This is a genomic window from Aeromonas sp. s4, from assembly GCF_040907855.1.
Classification (GTDB): domain Bacteria; phylum Pseudomonadota; class Gammaproteobacteria; order Enterobacterales; family Aeromonadaceae; genus Aeromonas; species Aeromonas caviae.
Genome location: NZ_JBFOCP010000037.1, coordinates 25,982 through 44,955, shown reverse-complemented (window position 1 = coordinate 44,955; position 18,974 = coordinate 25,982). Strand labels below are relative to the sequence as shown.

Genomic DNA, 18,974 nt, shown 5'->3' with positions numbered 1-18,974 from the left:
ATCATCGTTCGTTATTGGTGTTATTGGCAAATAAAATAGCCGATATCCCCTCTAATCAGGACTGTTTTCATGACCGAACTGTTAGCCGTTGTCGCCATTACTCTCTTTGCCGTCATCAGCCCCGGGCCCGACTTTGCCATGGTATCGCGCAACAGCCTGCTGCTCTCGCGCCGCACCGGCGTGCTGACGGCGATCGGCATCGCGGCCGGGGTCTGCGTGCACGTGGCCTACACCCTGCTGGGGGTGGGCCTACTGATCCAGCAATCCCTCTGGCTGTTCAACCTCATCAAGCTGGCAGGGGCCGCCTATCTCATCTTCCTCGGCATCAAGATGCTGCGGGCCAAACCGGCTGCCGATGAAGAGAGCATCTGTCAGCCTGCCCTCTCCAGTCTGGGGGCGCTGCGCACCGGATTTCTGACCAATGTGCTCAATCCCAAGACCACCATCTTCATCGTCAGCCTCTTCATGCAGGTGGTGCAGCCGCAGACGCCGCTGGCGGTCCAGATCGGCTATGGCGCCTTCATCGCGCTGGCGCACGCCCTCTGGTTTGGTGCGGTGGCGCTCTTCTTCTCCACCCCTGCGGTGCGGGACCGACTGCTGGCGGTACGCCACTGGATCGATCGGGTGTTCGGGGGCCTGCTGGTGGGATTCGGCATGTTGCTGGCATTGACCCAGCAGACGCGCTGAGGCGGGGAGGGGGGCTCCCCCTATCCACCCCCGACTGTAGGGTCTTGTTTTTCATGCCTTGGCAGCCACTTTTCGGTAGAATTGGCGCTCATTTTGAAGTCAGATGAGGCGCGGTATGACGGTCAGGTTCCAGGCATTTCACAGCATCAAGGCGATTGGCAATCGGGAGGTGCTGTTCAACTGGTCCAGAACCAACCCCCTCGGCGCCCTTGATCAGGTGTGGCGCCCGACGACCCGTGACGAGCTGCAGCAACTGCTGCGGGAATACCCCGAGCGCAAGCTGCGGCTCATCGGCTCCGGCCTCTCTTTCGAACCCATCCACAGTGTCTACGCCGAAGGCAGCCAGGCGCTGCTGGTGGACCTGCACCACCTGCGCGGCCAGCTGGACAAGACTGCCGATACGGTGACCTACCTGGCGGGGACGCCGCTTGATACCGTCTATGCCGACCTCATCGCCATGGATCGCATGCTGCCGGCGTCCCCCGGCGTCATCGGCATCCAGACCCTGGGCGGTGCGCTCAGCACCGGCACCCATGGGCAGGGACTGCACCAGTCCGCCCTGTGCGATGCGGTGGCTGCCCTGACCGTGATGCTGGCGAGCGGCGACATCATCCGTGTGGATCGCACCGATCCGCGCTTCGGCGCCTTCGTGATGGGCATGGGGATGCTCGGCATCCTGCTGGATGTGACCCTCAACACAGTGCCCAACCGCATCATGCGCTGCACCAAGTTCACCACCGACTACCCCTTCCTGCTGGAACACAACGAGCGCCTCAACCGGGAGCACGCCTTCGTGAAGAGCTGGTGGTTCGCCTGGACCGGCGAGAGCCACATCTGGTTGGTGGATCCCGCCTCCGATGACGAGGTGGCCCGCTACCGTGCCGGGGGCAGCGAGCCGCTGGTGCTGGAGGGAGACATGGACGAGCGCATGAACCTGGCGCTCAATGCCACCATAGACGCGACCCTGCAGAAGATGGCCAGAGACACCAAGGACGAGGCCAGGGCAGGCGAGCACTTCGAGACGGTACGCCGCTTCAAGGACGCCTCGGATCTGGTGGGCAACGTCTACCAGATCCTCTGCAAGGGGATCCCTGCTCCCCAGATCAACTGCGAGGTGGCCGTGCCCTTCGAACGCATGGGGGAGGCCCTTGCAATCTTGCAGGCATGGCAGGAGGCGAACCCCGGCGTGCTGCACTACCCCTTCATTCTGCGCTGTACCGGTCCCTCCGTGGCCTGGCTCAGTGCCGCCCATGACAAGTCGGTGTGCTGGATAGGTTTTCTGGTCTATCTGGCGGCGGACGGGACCTTCGTCGGGGGCTCCATGGAGCAGATGCGCGAGTTGCAGCAACTGCTGGTGCCCCTCGGCGGCATTCCCCATTTCGGCAAGCACCTGGCGATGGACCTCTACGACTTCCCGGCCCTGTTGCCGCGCTGGCACGACTTCCTGGCCCTGAAGCGGGAGCTTGACCCCCATGGCCGTTTCGAAAACCGCTGGCTCGGCGACCTGTTCGCCAACCGGTAAGGATCTGACATGACCGATATGCAAGACACTCGCTTACTCATCCTCCTGCCGATCAGAGGGGGGGCAACCCGATGACAGACATGCAAGACACCCGCATCCCCGTGACCCTGCTGACCGGTTTTCTCGGCAGCGGCAAGACCACCTTGCTCAACCACTGGGTCAAGCAGCCCGAGCTCGGGGAGTGCGCCGTGCTCATCAACGAGTTCGGCTCCGTGGGGCTGGATCACCATCTGGTACAGCAGGTGGACGAGCAGGTGGTGCTGCTCGATTCCGGCTGCATCTGCTGCTCGGTGCAGGGCTCCCTGGTGGAGGCGCTGCAGGGGCTTTTCATGAAGGCCATCCAGCGCAAAATCAAACCCTTCAAACGGCTGATCATCGAAACCACTGGTCTGGCCGATCCGGCCCCCGTGCTGTTCACGTTGAGGGAAGAGGGCTTTATCGCCCAGCGCTACCGCTTCGACGGCACCGTCACCGTGGTGGATGCCGGTCATATCGAGCAGCAGCTGGCCGCTCAATATGAGGCGGTCAAACAGGTGGCGCTGGCGGATCTGCTGGTGGTGAGCAAGGGCGATCTGGTGGATGAAGAGACCCTTGCTCGGGTGGAAGCCCAACTGGCGGCCCTCAATCCGGCAGCCCCCATCCAGCGGGTCAGCAATGGGGTGCTCTCACCTGCGGTGCTGGAGAAACTCGGCGCCTACAACGAGGCAGCGGGGCGCGACGTGCGCCAGTTGCTGGCCTGGCTGCGTACCGAATCCCCGAAACAGGGGCTGGCTTCGCCCATGCAGCCGAAGATGACGCCGTTTGCCGCCAAGGTGGGGACGGCCGCGCCCACCCGCTTCGAGCACGGCAATATCGAAAGTTTCTCCCTGCGCATCGGCGAGCCGCTCAAGCCCTCCCGCCTGCTGGCCGCCATCGATGCGGTGCAGGCGCAATACGGTGATGCCCTGCTGCGTCTCAAGGGGATATTGCAACTGGAAGGGGAGAGCCAGCCCGTGGTGATCCACGGCGTGCACGGCCAGCTCTATCCGTTGCAGGCGCTGGGGGAGTGGCCCGAAGGCAAGGCCCAGTCCCGGCTGGTGTTCATCGTGAAGAGCCAGGACAGGGTAGGCATAGAACAGTTGTTCCTCTCAACCCTCAAGGCCCCCGAACCCAGCCTGGAAGAGCACCTCAAGGCCATGCTCGGCCAGCCGGATGCCTGATATGCTGATATGACCCGCGCTCGTGCGGGTCTTTTCTTATGTGATGAGGAGAGACAGAACCATGCCTGACAGCTCCCCGATGGTGACGCCCGCCCAGCGCAAATGGCTGCCCTGGCTGACGGCGGTCGGTTTTTTCATGCAGACCCTGGATGGCACCATCCTCAACACTGCCCTGCCCAGCATGGCCGAGGCCCTGGGCGAGAGTCCGCTGCAGATGCAGTCCGTCATCATCGCCTACATGCTGACGGTGGCCCTGCTCATTCCCGCCTCCGGCTGGCTGGCGGACAGATTCGGCACCCGCCGGGTCTATCTGGTCGCCATCCTGCTGTTTACCCTGGGTTCCCTGGCCTGTGCCATCGCCAACACCCTGCCCATGCTGGTGATCGCCCGGGTGTTGCAAGGGGTCGGGGGGGCCTTGCTGATGCCCATCGGGCGTCTGGCGGTGCTGCGGGTTTACAGCAAGCATGAGCTGCTGAGGGTGATGTCGTTCGTCACCATCCCCGGTCTGCTCGGCCCCCTCATCGGCCCGGCCCTGGGGGGCTGGCTGGTGGAGGTGGCGAGCTGGCACTGGGTCTTCCTCATCAACCTGCCGGTGGGCCTGCTCGGCTTCGTGGCGAGCTGGCACTTCATGCCCGACCTTCGCCAACACACCGCTAGGTTTGACTGGCAGGGGTTTGTGCTGTTCAGTGTCGGCATGGTGCTGGTATCCGTCGGCCTGCAAGGCCTGGGGGAGCACAGCATCTCAACCGGCTGGGCCCTGTTTGCGGTATTGTTCGGCCTGGCCGCCATGGCGAGCTACTGGCTCTATGCCGCCACGGCGGAGCAGCCCCTGTTCAGTCTGGCGCTGTTCAAGACGTCCACCTTCGCCATCGGTATCTGGGGCAATCTGTTTGCCCGCCTCGGCAGCGGCGCCATGCCGTTTCTCACCCCGCTCTTCCTGCAACTGGGGCTCGGCTTCTCCCCGAGCAAGGCGGGGATGACCATGATCCCCACGGTGATCGGCGCCATGCTGACCAAGACGCTGGTGAACAAGCTCATTCCGCGCATCGGTTATCGCCGCATCCTGATCGGCAACACCCTGGCGCTCGGGGCCATGATCGCGAGCTTCTATTTCATCGACAACCAGGTGCCCCACGGCGTACTGCTGGTGTGGCTGGCGGTCTTTGGCGCCATCAACTCCCTGCAATTTTCCGCCATGAACACCCTGACCCTGCAGGATCTCAGCAGCGAGCACGCCAGCAGCGGCAACGGTCTGCTGTCGGTGGTGATGCAGCTCTCCATGAGCCTGGGGGTGGCCATCGCCGCCAGCCTGCTGGGGCTCTTCTCCATCGGCCAGCCCGAGGAGAGTGGCCGCTGGCTGGAGGGATTCCACCTCACCTATCTGTGCATCGGCCTGATGTCCATGCTGGCGGCGCTGATCTTCGCCCAGCTGGCGCGGGAAAAGCGCTGAGTCCCAGGCTCAGGGGGCGGGCAGGTAGCTCACGTCGCAGGGTAATCGGGCCAGCAGTCCGGCCAGGTGGGTGGTCTCCAGCAGGAAAGTCTGCTCGGGGTGGCCCGGCGTCCAGGTAAAGGCGTGGTGATTCATGAGCACGGGATCCACCAGCAGGGGGATGTCGGCGCGGGGCAGGAAGGGGCAGACGGCTCCCGGCAGGCAACCAATCTCGGTCTGCATCTCGTCGGCGGTACAGATGGAGGGTTTGGCACCGAGCGCCGCCTTGACCGCCTTGCTGTCGAGCCGGCCGTCCCTGTGGGTCAGCAGCAGGGCGAAGCGACCATCCTTGAATTTGAGGAAAAGGGTCTTGCTGAACTCGGCCTGCCAGCCGAGGCGAGCCTTGACCCGCTCGTCGGTGGCGTAATCGAGGATGGGTTCGTGCTCGAAGCGCTGGTGGGGCAGGTCGGTGAGCAACTGACGGTTGAAGTCGTGGATGGCATCGAGTGGCATGGGGTTCTCCTGTGATGGCGGTCATCCTGCCACTTGCACCGGCGCAGGCCCAATCACCGTTTCTTATCCATCATCAGCGGAGTCATCAACAAGGGCACCCGAGGGTGCCCTTGTCGTTCAGTGATGCTGCAATTCGCCCGCTTTCCAGTGGAAGGGAATGGGGTCAAGGCGCTGGGAGGCTTTGTCGTAACCTGCCCACAGCTCACCGATGGTGCGACCATCGATGGGATGGCGGAATGTGGGAGCCAGCTCCGCCAGCGGCCAGAGCACGAAGGCGTTGGTGAGGATCTCGCCGCGCGGCAGCACCAGCGGTGTCTCGCAGACCAGCTCGCCGTAGAGCAGCAGATCGAGATCCAGGGTGCGCGGGGCGAACTTCTTGGCATCCGGTTCGCGGCCGTGAGCGAACTCCATGGCGCGCAGCCGCTGGCACAGGGTCGCCAGGGGCAGCTCGGTATCGGCACCCACCACCAGGTTGTAGAAGGGGCGGCCGTTGAAGCCCACTGCCTCGCTCTCGAATACCCGGGAGACCTGCAACTCGCCGAATTCGGCGTGCAGGGCATCGAGGCCGGCGCGGATATGGCGTTCCCGTTCGATGTTGGATCCCAGACTGATATAGATGCGGGTCATCAGTTGGCGCTCGCAGCCGGCGTGCGATGGCGCAAGATCTCGACCCCGACGCCTGCCGCATTGGGCACGGCACCCGGTTTGGTCAGGGTCACCTTGACCCACTGTACCCGCTCGTCTTCCAGCACCAGGGCGGCGACCTGCTCGGCCATGGTCTCGACCAGCTCCACTATCTTGCCCTGGGCGTGATCACAGATCTTGCGAGAGAGGGTGGCGTAATCCAGCGCCAGATTGATATCGTCGGTTGCGGCGGCTGGGCGATTGTCAAACCCCATCTCGAGGTCGAAACAGAGCTTCTGGCGAATGCCCTTCTCCCACTCATATACCCCTATGGTGGTCAAAACCTCGAGTCCGCGAATAAACACCTTGTCCATGACAGTACTTCTTCTTTACTCTTGATGGGCTGTGAAAACAGCGCAGGGATGCAGGCCCGGCAAGCAGATTGCCGCTGGCGGCCGGTTTGGGCGACACGCTTTCGGGCAAGCCCGGGCCTGGGAATGTGGCCCGCATCATACCCCATTCATATCGTGGTAAAAACGACCAAGATGACGGCCCTGACGATTTTGATGATTATTCTGGCCTATCTGGGCGGCTCGCTGTCCAGTGCCGTGCTGGTTTCCCGCATCACGGGTCTGCCGGATCCCCGTGACCATGGTTCCCACAACCCGGGGGCGACCAATGTGTTGCGCCTCGGCGGCCGGATGGCGGCGCTGATCGTACTGCTTCTCGACGTGCTCAAGGGGATGGCCCCCGTCTACCTCGCCTGGTATCTGCAGATCAAGCCCGTCTACCTCGGCTTTATCGGGGTGGCCGCCTGTCTGGGCCACATGTACCCCCTCTTCTTCCACTTCCGTGGCGGCAAGGGCGTCGCCACCGCCCTCGGTACCATGCTGCCCATCGGCTTTGCCATGGGGGGCGCCGTCATCACCACCTGGCTGCTGGTGCTGCTGGTGAGCGGCTATTCGTCACTGGCGTCCATCGTGACCGTGTTGCTGACTCCGCTCTTTACCTATCTGCTCAAACCGGAATACACGTTGCCGGTCTCCCTGCTCTCCTGTCTCATCCTGATCCGTCATCACGAGAATATTACCCGCCTGCTCAAGGGGGAGGAGTCCCGCCTCTGGGGGCGCCGGGGAGCGGTCCCACCAGCAGAAGTGATGAAAATGGATGATGCTGCGCAAAAAAGAGACGAACGAGACGAAAAGTGAAATTTCCCGTTGACCACCTGCCCTAAAATCCGTTTAATAGCGCCCACGCCCAGATAGCTCAGTCGGTAGAGCAGGGGATTGAAAATCCCCGTGTCGGCGGTTCGATTCCGTCTCTGGGCACCATATTTTGGTGCCATGAAATAAAAACGTGTTCATGCACAATGGTTTGAAGTGTGCCGGCTTAGCTCAGTAGGTAGAGCAACTGACTTGTAATCAGTAGGTCACCAGTTCGATTCCGGTAGCCGGCACCATTTGCCCAGATAGCTCAGTCGGTAGAGCAGGGGATTGAAAATCCCCGTGTCGGCGGTTCGATTCCGTCTCTGGGCACCACGAATAATTCCTCCTTAGCTCAGTCGGTAGAGCGACGGACTGTTAATCCGCAGGTCGCTGGTTCGAGCCCAGCAGGAGGAGCCAATTAAAAAGCCCAGCAGCAATGCTGGGCTTTTTCTTTTCCCGTTTTTCCATGTCCCGCTTCCCGCTGTTCGAAAAGCGTCCCGTCCGGTGACAAAGCTGTCGCAGCGCTCCTCTTGAATCTTTCCTCCCAGTGACTTGGCCCGTCTGCCGAGTATGATGGCGTGGTGAGTCCCTATGCTGCGCCCGCCGGATCACCCTGTCGTGATCGACGCCTGCCGTCACCCCGGCCCGGCAAAACGGGATCGGTTTCTTGAGTGAGGTCATGCATGAATGCAACAGAGCTTTGGCAGCTTTCCCCCGAGCAATTCAACGAGTGGCGGCGTGAGAACGATTATCCCCGTATCTGGGCGCTGCTGGTGGCGTCGCTGCCCCATTTCGACGACTGGATGGCGGAGCAGAAGATAGAAAAAAGCGTGATCTTCCAGATCGGCATCGCCCGCTTCATCAGCTCCCGCTGCGTGCTGAGCCTTTGTGTCTACATGAGCGACGACAAGGTCCGCCTGTATGAGAGCGCCTCGAGTGCACTGGAATCCCTGCGCAAGAGCGGCCTCATCCGCTCGGAGACCCGTTTCGAGCCTTACAGCATGTGGCTGGCGGGAAAACATGGCAATGACGAGGTGAAACGGGTGCAAAGCCTGCTTTCGGTCTCGGAGAACAACAAGGGGGAGGCCCAGGTGCTGGGCAAGCATCGTCTGCTCAACATCGGCGGTGTTACCCTCAAAAGCCCCATCATCTCCGGGCGGTTGCTCGATTTTACCTGTCTCGACGAGCTCTCTCTCGATGGGGCCGTCAACAACTCCAAGGTTTATCTGTGGCACTGCTCGGCCAAGGGGGTCAGGGTCAATGGCGGGGTGATCGGGCTCGATCTGTTCGACTCCCTGCTGTGGGACCACAGGGCCTGGGCCAAGAAGCGGGAGCTGGCGCTGGAGGACGGGGTCTTTCAGGACTTCACCATAGAGTGCGAGGAGATCCGCTTCCACTCCTCCCGAGCGGTGCTGAAAAACTTCAGCGTCAGCGCCAAGAACTTCGATGCCACCATGGAGCACACCAACCTGGACAAGGTGGAGGTGGTCTACAACGACAATGGGCGGATCGACCACAACGAGGCGAGCAAACTCTATCGCAATGCCAAGCGTCTCTTCTCCAGCGTGGGTGACACCGTCGACGCCGGCGAGTGCTACTACAAGGAGAAGCTGCACGAGATGAAGTCCCTGGCGAGCCCGCGGGAGCTGTTCCGGGAGCGCTGGTTGCGCAGCGGTCCGATGACGAAGTGCTGGCTCTCCCTGTTGTGCTATCTCAAGTGCGCGGGTAAGTTCATCAGCTTCATCACCTGGGGGTTTGGGGAGCGTCCCATCAGAAGCCTGCTGATGTCGATGGGGGTGATCCTGCTGGCGACCCTGACCTATTTCCTGGCACCGGAGTCTGCAACCCACGGCCATCTGGGGCGCTCCCTCTATTTCAGCATCGTCACCTTCGTGACCCTGGGTTATGGGGACATCTCCCAGACCTCCTCGCCGCTGCAACTGCTGTCGGCCATCGAAGCCTTCTGCGGCATGTTCCTGACCGGTCTCTTCCTCGCGGGTTTTGCCTCTAAAACCAAGCAGTATTGACGGGAACGCCGACGGCGGGTGCCATCAGTGCCCGCCTCCGGTGCCCTCCTGCTGTCTTCCCATCCCTCCCGGCTGTCCCGGCGACCTTGCTTGACGCAGCGGCGGTGGAGCGACTTTATTTAAAGTCATCGCATGCCATGACAAGCGAAGGCGCCACCAGCGCCCGGACATGACGCAATCAGAGGAGAAAGCCCGGTATCGATCCGCCAACCACCGATGTAGAGAAGGAATAACGCTATGATATTGAATCACTTATGGGGATTGTATGCCCATCCCCACACCGAATGGCATACCATAGACGAGCGGCACGACAGCTTCAGAAACAGTCTGACCCACATCCTGCTCGTGGCCCTTATCCCTCCCATCTGCGCCTACTATTCCGCCGTTCACATCGGCTGGAGCATCGGGGTCGGCGATCCCATCACCCTGACCGCCAACAGCGCATTCAAGCTGTCGGTCGCCATGTACGTGACCCTTATCATCGGCGTGCTGGCACTCTCCTATCTGGTGCACTGGATGGGGCATACCTTCGGCTCGGATCCCAGCTACACGACCTCGTTGGAGCTGGCGGCCTACACCTCCACGCCGCTCTTCATGGTGGGCTTCTCCGCTTTCTTCCCGCATCTCTGGTTCGTGATGCTCATCGGTTTGGTCGGGCTGACCTATTCCGTCTACCTGCTCTATATCGGCGTGCCCATCCTGATGCACATCACCAAGGAGCAGGGATTCATCTACGCCAGCTCAGTGGTGACGGTCGGCCTGGTGCTGCTGGTCTGCGTGCTGGCTGCCACGGCCATCCTGTGGGGATCCGGCTTCGGTCCCGTCTTCACCCAGTAGCCGTGCGTGCCGACGGCAACGACGACAAGGGCGCCTTGATGGCGCCCTTGTCGTTGATCTCTCGCCTGGTCGGCGTGTCTTTGCCAGACCCGGGAGGGACGTCGTCTGCGTTGATCAGCGGGGATTGCCGCTGCCGATGCCGAACGGGATGCGGTAATCGCTGCTCTGATCGCCGAGGCTGACGGTCAGGTTGCCCTGGGCGCGGCTCGGGATCTGTACCTGCTGGGTACCCATCAGGTTGGCGTGGACGGAGGCTACCAGATCACCGGATTCATCGCGCACCTCCAGCATGGGGTTGGCCTTGCCGGCCATGGCGGCGCTGGCATGCCAGTTCACGAACAGCACACCCGGGGTGGCGTTGAAGTCGGCGGGGACGGAAGCCTGGGCAACACCGGCGCTCATCAGGCCTGCAACGGCCAGCATCTTGATCACGTTTTTCATGTTCATTCACTCTCTTGGTTTTTATGTCATTGGCAAGGCCTGACAGGCCTGCATCAATGCATCCTTGCAAGAGGTCATTCAAATGGTGTGTTGTTTTGTCACGGATGTTTGTCGCCCATATGGATGGGGGACGGCCATGAACGACCAGTTGTTTTGCGGCTTGGCGCTCCTACCTAAGCGATGTGTGAATATTAAGCGCCTCACCCGGCCATTGTTAGCGAGATAAACTGGCCTACACGTTCAAAAAATATGAATGATGTTTTGTGGGGAGGAAGCAGGCCGGTTGGAGGGTGTTCACCCTTCAGGAGAGAGGTGCATGTCCCAGACCTGACACCGGATTGTCACATCCGGTGCGTACTGTGCGGCTTCATTTTCACACTGGTTCAAGGATGACTATGTTTCGCGTCTCTTCCCTTGCCGCCTGCGTGGCGGCCACCCTGCTGAGCGGCTGCAATTCGGGCAACGACTCCTCCTCGCCCGCCGTCGGCGACTATCAATACAGCACCAAGGCGGTCTATGCCGCCCGTCAGGCAATGAACAGCTATGAGGTTGCCCCTGAAGGCTTTAGTCCCGTCTTCACCGAGCTGGTCGCACGCCACGGCTCCCGCTCGCTGTCGAGCCCCAAATACGATGTGCTGACCAAGCTGGTGTGGGAGGAGGCCGCGAGGCAGGGGGCCTTGACCGAGCTGGGCCAACGGCTCGGCGCCAAGGTGGACGCCGTCACGGCTGCCAACCAGACCCTCGGCTATGGCCTGCTGAGTGCGCTCGGTAAGGAGGAGCACGTCAACCTGGCGACCCGGCTCGCCGAACGGCTGCCCACCCTGCTGACCGCTGAATCGACTCCCCTCTGCCTCAAGGTCGAGACATCGGGCAAGGATCGCGCCAACGAAAGCGCCTACTTCTTCATGCAGAGCCTGGCCAAACGGGTCTCTCTGGTGACCGACAGCCCCGACTGTTACGTAAGCCAGGAGAACCCTTCCGAGATCGACAAGGGGCTGCGCAACAAGTTCGAGCTCTACTTCCACAAGACCGAGCCGCAGGGGGAGTACACCCGGTATCTGCCCACCTTCCAGGCCTATCAGGCCTTTGTCGGGGACGAAGACAACGGGGTGGCTTCCGCTCCCGAGCTGACCGAGGCCCTCGATGCGCTCAAGGCCCTGCCCAGGACCCGGGTGATGGCCCGCGAGATGCTCGAGCGTCTCTACAGCAAGGCCTTCGTCGACGAGCTGGCCGCCGGGGTGGATTACGTGGCGGTGAATCCGGAAGACGGCGGCAAGACCCATGTGCGCGACGAGGTGGACGCCGCCCTCATGCTCTACAACCTCTTCATCATCGGCCCGGGGATGATCCGGGAGGCGCAGGCACAAGGCGGGTCCTGGGATCTCGAGCAGTTCATCACGCCAGAGGAGTCTGCCTGGTTCTCCTACCTTTCCGATGCCGAGGACTTCTACGAGAAGGGGCCGAGTCTTGCCAGCCAGAGCGTCACCTACGCCGTGGCCCAGCCCCTGCTTGACGGCCTCTTCAACGAGGTTCAGACCCAGGTGGTGGAAGAGGCGGGTGAGCATGTCGCCAAGCTGCGCTTCGCCCATGCGGAGACCCTGATCCCGCTGGCGGCCCTGATGAAGCTGGAAGGGAGCCGCCAGAGCGCCCAGCCCGGCGTGCTGATGAGCCAGGAAAACAACGAATGGCGTGGCGGCTGGGTCTCTCCCTATGCGGCCAACATCCAGTGGGATGTCTACCGCAACGAGGCCGGCCGGGTGCTGGTGAAGATGCTTTACAACGAGAAGGAGCTCGCTTTCAAGGCAGGTTGCGCCCCCATTGCGGTGGGCAGCTTCTTCTATGACTTCGGCGAGCTCAAACGCTGTTACGACTACTCGTCCTGACGCGCTCGTGCCATCCCCGGGGCCGGTCATCGCCGGCCCCGATTTTTTTTGGTTCAGGCGGAGCCGGCTTGTCGACGACCCGCCTGCCAGGTGGTGCCCATGGAGGCGGCGATGATGGCGGTTATCCCGAGCCATTGGGACGGGGGCAATTGTTCGCCCAGCCATACCAGTCCCATCAAGGCTCCCATGGCCGGTTCACCGCTGGTGAGAATGCCGTAGCTCTTGAGGGGAAGGCGGCGCAGGGCAAACATCTCGAGAGAGTAGGGGATGGCGCTCGAGAGCAGCCCCACCCCGATGATGGTGAGGATCACGGGGACGGTGAATGACGCCTCGATCGCACCCTCCAGCCCGAAGGGCAATACCAGCAGGGTGCCCACCCACATGCCCAGCGCCGGAGCCTGTGCGCCCAGCAAGGCTCCTGCCCGCTTTCCGGTGAGCATATAGAGCCCCCAGAAGAGGCCAGCCCCGAGAGCCAGTGCGGCACCCAGGGGATCGATGGCCTGCTGTGTTGCCCGCAGGGGCAAAAGCAGCAGCAGCCCGGCGATGGCCAGTATCAGCCAGATGAAGTCTGCCCGGTGGCGTGAGGAGAGCAGGGCCACCGTCAGCGGGCCGATGAACTCGATGGCCAGCGCCACGCCGAGGGGAATGCGTGCGATGGCCAGATAGAAGAGCAGGTTCATGGCCCCAAGCGACAGGCCGTAGGGGATGGCGCCCAGCAGGGTGCGTCGGTCGAGGGGGACACGCCAGATGCGAAACACCAGGGAGAGAAGGAGGGCGGCGCACCCCAGCCGGAACAGGGTCGTGCCTGCGGCTCCGAGCAGGGGAAACAGGGATTTGGCCAGGGAGGCGCCGAGGGTGATCGACAACATGGCGAGCAAGACGGCCAGAAGAGAGGAGAGGGCATTGGGATTGAGTTGCATGGTGTTCATACCGGGCAGGACGATGGGCAGTAAAATATATCTGGAGACTTGGGTAAAACCGGTCTAATACTGGCCTTGTGCGATAATTTTTATCTAATGAACCCCATGACCGACAAATTTGATCTGCTCATCCTCGCCGAGCTGCAACAGGATGCCCGTCTGCCCACGCCGGAGCTGGCCCACAGGGTCGGTCTTTCCGCCCCAGCTTGCTACCGCCGCGTCCGCGCCTTGCGGGAGTCCGGTCTCATCGAGCGGGAAGTGGCGCTGGTGGCACCGTCCACCATGGGTTGGCCCATCACCATGCTGGTGCTGGTGACCCTGGAGCGGGATCATGGCCGCATCGTCGATGAGATGATCGCCAGCCTGCAGCGGGAACCCGAGGTGATGGATCTCTGGTATGTGACGGGGGAGCAGGACTTCGTGCTGCAAGTGGCCGCTAGGGACATGCAAAGTTACGAGCAGTTCACCCGTCGGGTGCTCCATGCCAGGGACCAGGTGCGCAGTTTCAAGACTCTGGTGGTCATGGGACAGCACAAGCGTTGCGGCGCCTTGCTGCCCGGGTAAAGAGGGGGTTGCGCCGAAGCCTTGCCGGCATTGCGGGAGCGCCGTCAGGGAAACGAACAGGGGCAGGTACGGCCTGCCCCTTCTGTGTCAGCCAGGTTCTCCGGGCGCCAGCTCCTCTGCCGTCATGGGGCGCAAGACCCGGCAGGGATTGCCGACCGCCACCACGCCTGCCGGAATGTCTCTGGTGACAACTGACCCCGCCCCGATGACGCTGTTGTCCCCTATGGTGACGCCCGGGCAGATGACGACGCTGCCCCCAATCCAGACGTTGTTGCCGATGCGCACCGGCTTGCCGAGCTCCACCCCCTTGATGCGAGGCGCTACCGCCACCGGGTGGGTAGCGGTGTAGATCTGCACTCCGGGGGCCAGCAGCACGTTGTCGCCTATGTGTACCTCGCACACATCCAGGATGGTGCAGTTGAAATTGGCGTAGAAATTCTCGCCGACAAAGATGTTGGTGCCATAGTCGCAGAAGAAGGGGGGCGTGATGAAACAGCGTTCTGCGCGGCCACCCAGCAGGCGGGTGAGGCGCTCATCCCAGCCAGGGGCATCGGTTCGCTCTCGGTTCAGTTCTCCCAGCAGGGCGCGGCACTGCTCCCGCGCAGCCCGCAGTTCGGGGTCCCCTGCATCATAGGGCGCTCCCGCCACCATCTTCTGCCACTCGGGGCCACGCACGGCGGGCCGCTGCACTGTTGTTGCGTCAGTCATCATTGCTCCATCAGCCAGATCAGGGATTCGTAAGGGCGCAGCTTGCAGGATTGCGGGCGGGCCGGGCTATCCGGGTAGTTGCCAAGCAGCAGCTGCCCCTTGCCACCGGCCAGCTCGGCCGGCAGCTCGAAGGCCGCCGGCTTGCCATAGAAGTTGCTCACCACCAGCAGGGTCTGACCGTTGGCGCGGCGGACATAGGCCCAGATCTGCGGGTGCCCGGTCAGCAGCTCCTGATAATCCCCCTGAGTGAAGATGGGGTGCGCCTTGCGAAGGGCGATGAGATCCCGATAGTGCCAGAACACCGAGTGCTGGTCGGCGAGCGCCGCCTCGGCATTGATCTCGGAATAGTTGGCGGCGGGCTTGAGCCAGGGGGTGCCGGCGGTGAAGCCCGCCTTGGGGGCCGCACTCCACTGCATCGGGGTGCGCGAGTTGTCCCGGGACTTGGCGCCGAGAATGGCGAGGATCTCGGCCTCGCTCATCCCTTCCGCCTGCTTGATGGCGAAGATGTTGCGGCTCTCCACATCCTGATAGTCGTCGATGTGCTGATAGCCGGGGTTGGTCATGCCGATTTCCTCCCCCTGATAGATGTAGGGGGTGCCTTGCAGGCCGTGCAGCGTGCTGGCCAGCATCTTGGCGGCGACCACCCTATGCTCGCCCTCATCGCCGAAACGGGAGACGATGCGCGGCTGATCATGGTTGCACCAGAAGAGCGCCGACCACCCCTTGCCGTGCATGCCGCACTGCCAGTGGTTGAAGATGCGCTTGAGTTCGAGGAAATCGAACGGTGCCTTGGTCCACTTGTCGCCGCCCGGGTAATCCACCTTGAGGTGATGGAAGTTGAACACCATGGAGAGCTCGGAACCATCCAGCGCGCCATAGCGCTGGCAGTGCTCCAGGCTGGTGGAAGACATCTCGCCCACCGTCATGGCCCCCACGGGGGCGAAGACGTCGCGGCTCACATCCTGCAAAAATTCGTGGATGCGCGGCCCGTCGGTGTAGAAGCGGCGGCCATCCCCCACCTCGTCGTCAGGGAATGCCTGATCCTTGGAGATGAGGTTGATGACGTCGAGGCGGAAACCGTCGACCCCTTTCTTCGCCCAGAAATGGATGATCTTCTTCACCTCGGCGCGCACGGCCGGGTTCTCCCAGTTGAGATCCGCCTGCTCGCGGGCAAAGAGGTGCAGGTAGTACTGGCCGGTGGCCGGGTCCAGCTCCCAGGCGCTGCCGCCAAACTTGGATTGCCAGTTGTTCGGCACGCCGCCGTCCACCGGATCTTTCCAGATGTAGTAGTCGCGATAGGGGCTGTGCTTGTCCCCCAGCGCCGACTTGAACCAGGCGTGCTCGGTGGAGGTGTGATTCACCACTATGTCCATCACGATGCGGATGCCGCGCGCATGGGCGGCGGCCAGGAGCGCTTCGAAATCGCTCATGGTGCCGTAGGCCGGATCAATATTCAGGTAGTCGGCGATGTCGTAGCCGTTGTCCACCTGGGGGGAGACATAGACCGGGGTCAGCCAGAGGGCATCGACGCCGAGGGTCTTGAGGTAGTCGAGGCGGGCCATGATCCCCTTTAGATCACCGGTGCCACGGGCGCCGGAATCCTGAAAGCTTTTGGGGTAGATCTGGTAAATCACGGCGCTTTGCCACCAGGGTGTCTGTGTCATGGTTGGTTCGCTCATTGGTTGAAACCGGATTAGTTGGAACAGGGCAACGATAAAGGGCGGAGCCAGGGCTCCGCCAAGGTTGTGTGGATCAGGCCGTGGCCAGATCCAGCTTGCCGGCAGCCTGCTGGCGCTTGTAGACCAGCAGGGTCAGCAGGGCGGGGACCACGATGGCCACCAGCATGGCGATGGCGTAGATGCCCCAGTATTGCGGCTGGATGGAGAGGATGCCCGGCAGGCCGCCCACCCCGATGCCGTTGGCCATCACACCGGCGAAGCCGCAGATGAGAGCCGCACAGCTTGAGCCCACCATGGCGCACAACATGGGGAACTTGTACTTGAGGTTGATGCCGTACATGGCCGGCTCGGTCACCCCGAGATAGGCGGAGATGGCGGCCGGGACCGAGATCTCCCGCTCGTTCTCCTTGCGGCTGATCAGGATGATGCCGACGACCGCAGACGCCTGGGCGATGTTGGAGAGGGCGATCAGCGGCCAGATGGGGGTGCCGCCCATGCTCTGCATCAGTTGCAGGTCCACCGCGTTGGTGGTGTGGTGGATGCCGGTGATGACCAGGGGCGCATAGAGGAAGCCGAACAGGGCTGCGCCGATGGGGGCAAACGAACCCGTCATGGCCGCCTTGGCGGCAAAGCCGACGCCGTCACCAATCCAGCGGCCGAACGGACCGATCAGGGCGTGGGCCACGATCACCGCCAGCAGCAGGGAGATGAAGGGCACAATCACCAGGTAGAGATAGGCCGGGATGATGCGCTTGAGGCTGGTCTCCACCCATGCGAGGAAGACACCCGCCAGCAGGGCCGGAATGACCTGGGCCTGATACCCCACCTTCTGGATGACGAAGAGGCCGAAGTCCCACACTTCCGGGGTCTGCTGGCCGATGCCATAGGCGTTCATCAGTTGCGGCGACACCAGCGTGATACCCAGCACGATGCCGAGGATCTCGGAGCCGCCCATCTTCTTCACCGCAGACCAGCAGACACCCACCGGCAGGAAGTGGAAGATGGCTTCACCCAGCAGCCAGAGGAAGGCGTGCACCTGGGCCCAGAACTGGCTGATCTCGGTGAGGGTGTGGGTGCCGTCGTCGAACATCTTGATATCGCCGATGACGTTGCGAAAGCCCAGGATCAGACCACCGGTGATGATGGCGGGCAGCAGGGGGACGAAGATCTCCGCCAGGTGGGAGATGCCGCGCTCCAACGGGTTCATGTTGTGGCGGGCGGCCTGCTTGGCGGCCTCCTTGCTGCCACCGCTCACGCCGATCTCCTGGGTGAGCGCCTTGTACCACTGATCCACCTCGTTGCCGATCACCACCTGGAACTGGCCGCCCTGGGTGAAGCTTCCCTTCACCGAAGGGATGGTCTCGATGGCCTTGGGGTCGGCCTTGGCCGGATCGGCCAGCACGAACCTGAGCCGGGTAAGGCAGTGGCTGACAGTGGTGATGTTCTCTTTGCCGCCGATCCGCTCGATCAGCTGCGCCAGATGCTGTGTGTTGACTTTTGACATGAGCCTTCCCTCTGTGACTCCATGAATAATGGTCGTGTCTTTACCGGCTGGCCAAGGACCGCCCGTTTATTGGTATCGTTCCCAATCAGCATGAAGCCAGTGGCTGGTATCGGCAATGGGAACGTTCCCAATTCGTGGCACTGGTCACAAAAAGCGCAAAACGCCGGGAATGGAGGAAAAGATAGACTACAGGGGCTGACAGGGGGCGATGGTAGCTCTGGGGGGCTGCCCCTCTTCAATCTGGTCGAGCAGCTGTCTGGCGGCCAGGATGCCGGCGTCCTTGTAGCCGAAATCCAGGCTGAGGGTGTTGGCAAAGAGGAAAGTCAGCATGGGATTGCTGCCAAGGCCGCTCACCAGGATGTCGGTGCGACCCTGCTCCTGCAGGTATTTGGCGGCGCCGATGGCCAGGGTGTCGCTGGCACAGACCATGGCCTGGGTGGTGGGGGTGAGCAGCTCGGCCGCGAGCCGATAGCCGCTTTGCAGACCGAGATCCCCGAGGGCGCTGCGGGGTGTGCGCCCCTGTTCCCGACAGTAGTCGAGGTAAGCCTGATGCCGACGCAGCCCCGTGGTGAGATCGCTGCGTTCCACCCCGAGATAGGCGACCTCGGTCAGGCCACGCTCCCCGAGGTGGGCGAGCACGGCGCGCACCGCCCCGTCATCGTCGAAGCAGACCGACGAGAAGCCGGGGCGCTCGCGGGCCATCAGCACCAGTTTCTCCCTGAGCGGCGCCATGGCGGCATAGTCCAGATCGTTGAAGGCAAACAGGATGATGCCGTCCACCCCGCGCCGCTCCAGCACCGCCAGGTGCTCGCTCACCTTGGCGGGGGAGAACTTGCTCTCCATCAGCACGGCGTCGTAGCCACGCTGGTAGAGGGTCTCCAGCATGCCGCGCACCGCCTGGTTCTCGGAGCTGGAGTCGAGGCGCGACACCACGATGCCGACCACCTGCTGGCTCTGGCTGCGCATGGCCCGCGCCGATTTGCTCGGGACGAAACCGTGCTGGGCGATCACCGATTCGACCCTGGCCCTGGTCTGGGCATTGACCTTGGGATCCTGATTGAGCACCCGGGAGACGGTCGACTTGCCGACCCCGCTGAGGCGAGCGATATCGAGGATGGTCAGTTTCTTTTCCATGGGGGATCCGTGACAGGGGAGGGCGACAATCGGGATGCAGACATTGTTGTGATTAACTCCTGTGAATACAAGCCCATGGCGTTAGAATGCCCTTTCCC

The 18,974-nt window shown here is 62.4% G+C and carries 18 protein-coding genes and 4 tRNA genes; 13 read left to right on the top strand and 9 right to left on the bottom strand.

Annotated elements, in window-relative coordinates:
• Positions 1-69 precede the first annotated feature (69 nt).
• From AB5Y89_RS12465 to mdtD, 4 genes are all read left to right on the top strand, one after another.
• Positions 70-687: a LysE family transporter gene (locus AB5Y89_RS12465; protein ID WP_010675804.1), complete on the top strand. Its 618-nt coding sequence runs from the start codon at positions 70-72 to the stop codon at positions 685-687.
• Positions 688-802: 115 nt separating this feature from the next.
• Positions 803-2,209: a D-arabinono-1,4-lactone oxidase gene (locus tag AB5Y89_RS12460; RefSeq protein ID WP_368223877.1), complete on the top strand. Its 1,407-nt coding sequence runs from the start codon at positions 803-805 to the stop codon at positions 2,207-2,209.
• 71 nt (positions 2,210-2,280) lie between these two features.
• On the top strand, positions 2,281-3,408 hold the full coding sequence (locus AB5Y89_RS12455) for a GTP-binding protein (protein ID WP_029314837.1): 1,128 nt from the start codon (positions 2,281-2,283) through the stop codon (positions 3,406-3,408).
• A gap of 22 nt (positions 3,409-3,430) precedes the next feature.
• On the top strand, positions 3,431-4,858 hold the full coding sequence (gene mdtD, locus AB5Y89_RS12450; protein ID WP_223919390.1) for a multidrug transporter subunit MdtD: 1,428 nt from the start codon (positions 3,431-3,433) through the stop codon (positions 4,856-4,858).
• A 9-nt stretch (positions 4,859-4,867) separates the two neighbouring features.
• Here mdtD and AB5Y89_RS12445 read toward each other — a convergent pair whose 3' ends face one another.
• From AB5Y89_RS12445 to folB, 3 genes are all read right to left on the bottom strand, one after another.
• Positions 4,868-5,350 (bottom strand): YbaK/EbsC family protein, encoded by a 483-nt coding sequence (locus tag AB5Y89_RS12445; RefSeq protein WP_042864868.1) that lies wholly within the window; start codon positions 5,348-5,350, stop codon positions 4,868-4,870.
• 117 nt (positions 5,351-5,467) lie between these two features.
• A complete protein-coding gene (folK, locus tag AB5Y89_RS12440) occupies positions 5,468-5,977 on the bottom strand; it encodes a 2-amino-4-hydroxy-6-hydroxymethyldihydropteridine diphosphokinase (RefSeq protein ID WP_041211771.1) in 510 nt (169 codons plus the stop codon).
• Positions 5,977-6,348 (bottom strand): dihydroneopterin aldolase, encoded by a 372-nt coding sequence (gene folB, locus AB5Y89_RS12435; RefSeq protein WP_010675798.1) that lies wholly within the window; start codon positions 6,346-6,348, stop codon positions 5,977-5,979. The genes folK and folB overlap by 1 nt, the downstream gene beginning before the upstream one ends.
• Before the next feature lie 171 nt (positions 6,349-6,519).
• On the opposite strand from folB, the gene plsY reads away from it, so the two are divergent.
• The 7 genes from plsY (at position 6,520) to AB5Y89_RS12400 (ending at position 10,043) form a co-directional block, all read left to right on the top strand.
• A complete protein-coding gene (gene plsY / locus AB5Y89_RS12430) occupies positions 6,520-7,182 on the top strand; it encodes a glycerol-3-phosphate 1-O-acyltransferase PlsY (protein ID WP_029314836.1) in 663 nt (220 codons plus the stop codon).
• A 47-nt stretch (positions 7,183-7,229) separates the two neighbouring features.
• A tRNA-Phe gene (locus AB5Y89_RS12425) sits at positions 7,230-7,305 on the top strand.
• Positions 7,306-7,357: 52 nt separating this feature from the next.
• Positions 7,358-7,433, top strand: a tRNA-Thr gene (locus AB5Y89_RS12420).
• 3 nt (positions 7,434-7,436) lie between these two features.
• Positions 7,437-7,512: transfer RNA gene (locus AB5Y89_RS12415), tRNA-Phe, on the top strand.
• Between the two features lie 8 nt (positions 7,513-7,520).
• Positions 7,521-7,596, top strand: a tRNA-Asn gene (locus AB5Y89_RS12410).
• Between the two features lie 266 nt (positions 7,597-7,862).
• Entirely contained in the window at positions 7,863-9,206 is a 1,344-nt protein-coding gene (locus AB5Y89_RS12405) for a potassium channel family protein (protein ID WP_043152903.1), read from the top strand.
• 237 nt (positions 9,207-9,443) lie between these two features.
• The gene (locus tag AB5Y89_RS12400; protein ID WP_029314835.1) at positions 9,444-10,043 is read left to right on the top strand and encodes a Yip1 family protein; all 600 of its coding nucleotides are present in this window, start codon (positions 9,444-9,446) and stop codon (positions 10,041-10,043) included.
• A 114-nt stretch (positions 10,044-10,157) separates the two neighbouring features.
• Here the strand turns inward: AB5Y89_RS12400 and AB5Y89_RS12395 are convergent, their stop codons facing one another.
• Positions 10,158-10,490: a hypothetical protein gene (locus AB5Y89_RS12395; protein WP_039039727.1), complete on the bottom strand. Its 333-nt coding sequence runs from the start codon at positions 10,488-10,490 to the stop codon at positions 10,158-10,160.
• A 383-nt stretch (positions 10,491-10,873) separates the two neighbouring features.
• Between AB5Y89_RS12395 and AB5Y89_RS12390 the strand changes: the two genes are divergently transcribed.
• Positions 10,874-12,367, top strand: a complete 1,494-nt coding sequence (locus AB5Y89_RS12390) for a histidine-type phosphatase (protein ID WP_368223876.1) — start codon at positions 10,874-10,876, stop codon at positions 12,365-12,367.
• Positions 12,368-12,420: 53 nt separating this feature from the next.
• On the opposite strand, the gene AB5Y89_RS12385 is transcribed toward AB5Y89_RS12390, so the two are convergent.
• Positions 12,421-13,287: a DMT family transporter gene (locus AB5Y89_RS12385; RefSeq protein WP_368223875.1), complete on the bottom strand. Its 867-nt coding sequence runs from the start codon at positions 13,285-13,287 to the stop codon at positions 12,421-12,423.
• 105 nt (positions 13,288-13,392) lie between these two features.
• Here AB5Y89_RS12385 and AB5Y89_RS12380 point away from each other — a divergent pair, with 105 nt between their 5' ends.
• Entirely contained in the window at positions 13,393-13,851 is a 459-nt protein-coding gene (locus AB5Y89_RS12380; protein ID WP_039039724.1) for an Lrp/AsnC family transcriptional regulator, read from the top strand.
• Between the two features lie 87 nt (positions 13,852-13,938).
• Here AB5Y89_RS12380 and AB5Y89_RS12375 read toward each other — a convergent pair whose 3' ends face one another.
• The 4 genes from AB5Y89_RS12375 to treR all read right to left on the bottom strand — a co-directional run bounded on the left by AB5Y89_RS12375 (position 13,939) and on the right by treR (position 18,876).
• Complete coding sequence (locus tag AB5Y89_RS12375) at positions 13,939-14,559, bottom strand: sugar O-acetyltransferase (RefSeq protein ID WP_368223874.1); 621 nt, start codon at positions 14,557-14,559, stop codon at positions 13,939-13,941.
• Positions 14,559-16,223: an alpha,alpha-phosphotrehalase gene (gene treC / locus AB5Y89_RS12370; RefSeq protein ID WP_368223872.1), complete on the bottom strand. Its 1,665-nt coding sequence runs from the start codon at positions 16,221-16,223 to the stop codon at positions 14,559-14,561. Before treC ends, AB5Y89_RS12375 begins: the two co-directional genes overlap by 1 nt.
• Before the next feature lie 88 nt (positions 16,224-16,311).
• The gene (gene treB, locus AB5Y89_RS12365; RefSeq protein WP_039039721.1) at positions 16,312-17,742 is read right to left on the bottom strand and encodes a PTS trehalose transporter subunit IIBC; all 1,431 of its coding nucleotides are present in this window, start codon (positions 17,740-17,742) and stop codon (positions 16,312-16,314) included.
• A gap of 186 nt (positions 17,743-17,928) precedes the next feature.
• Positions 17,929-18,876 (bottom strand): trehalose operon repressor TreR, encoded by a 948-nt coding sequence (gene treR, locus AB5Y89_RS12360; protein ID WP_041211765.1) that lies wholly within the window; start codon positions 18,874-18,876, stop codon positions 17,929-17,931.
• Positions 18,877-18,974: the final 98 nt, after the last annotated feature.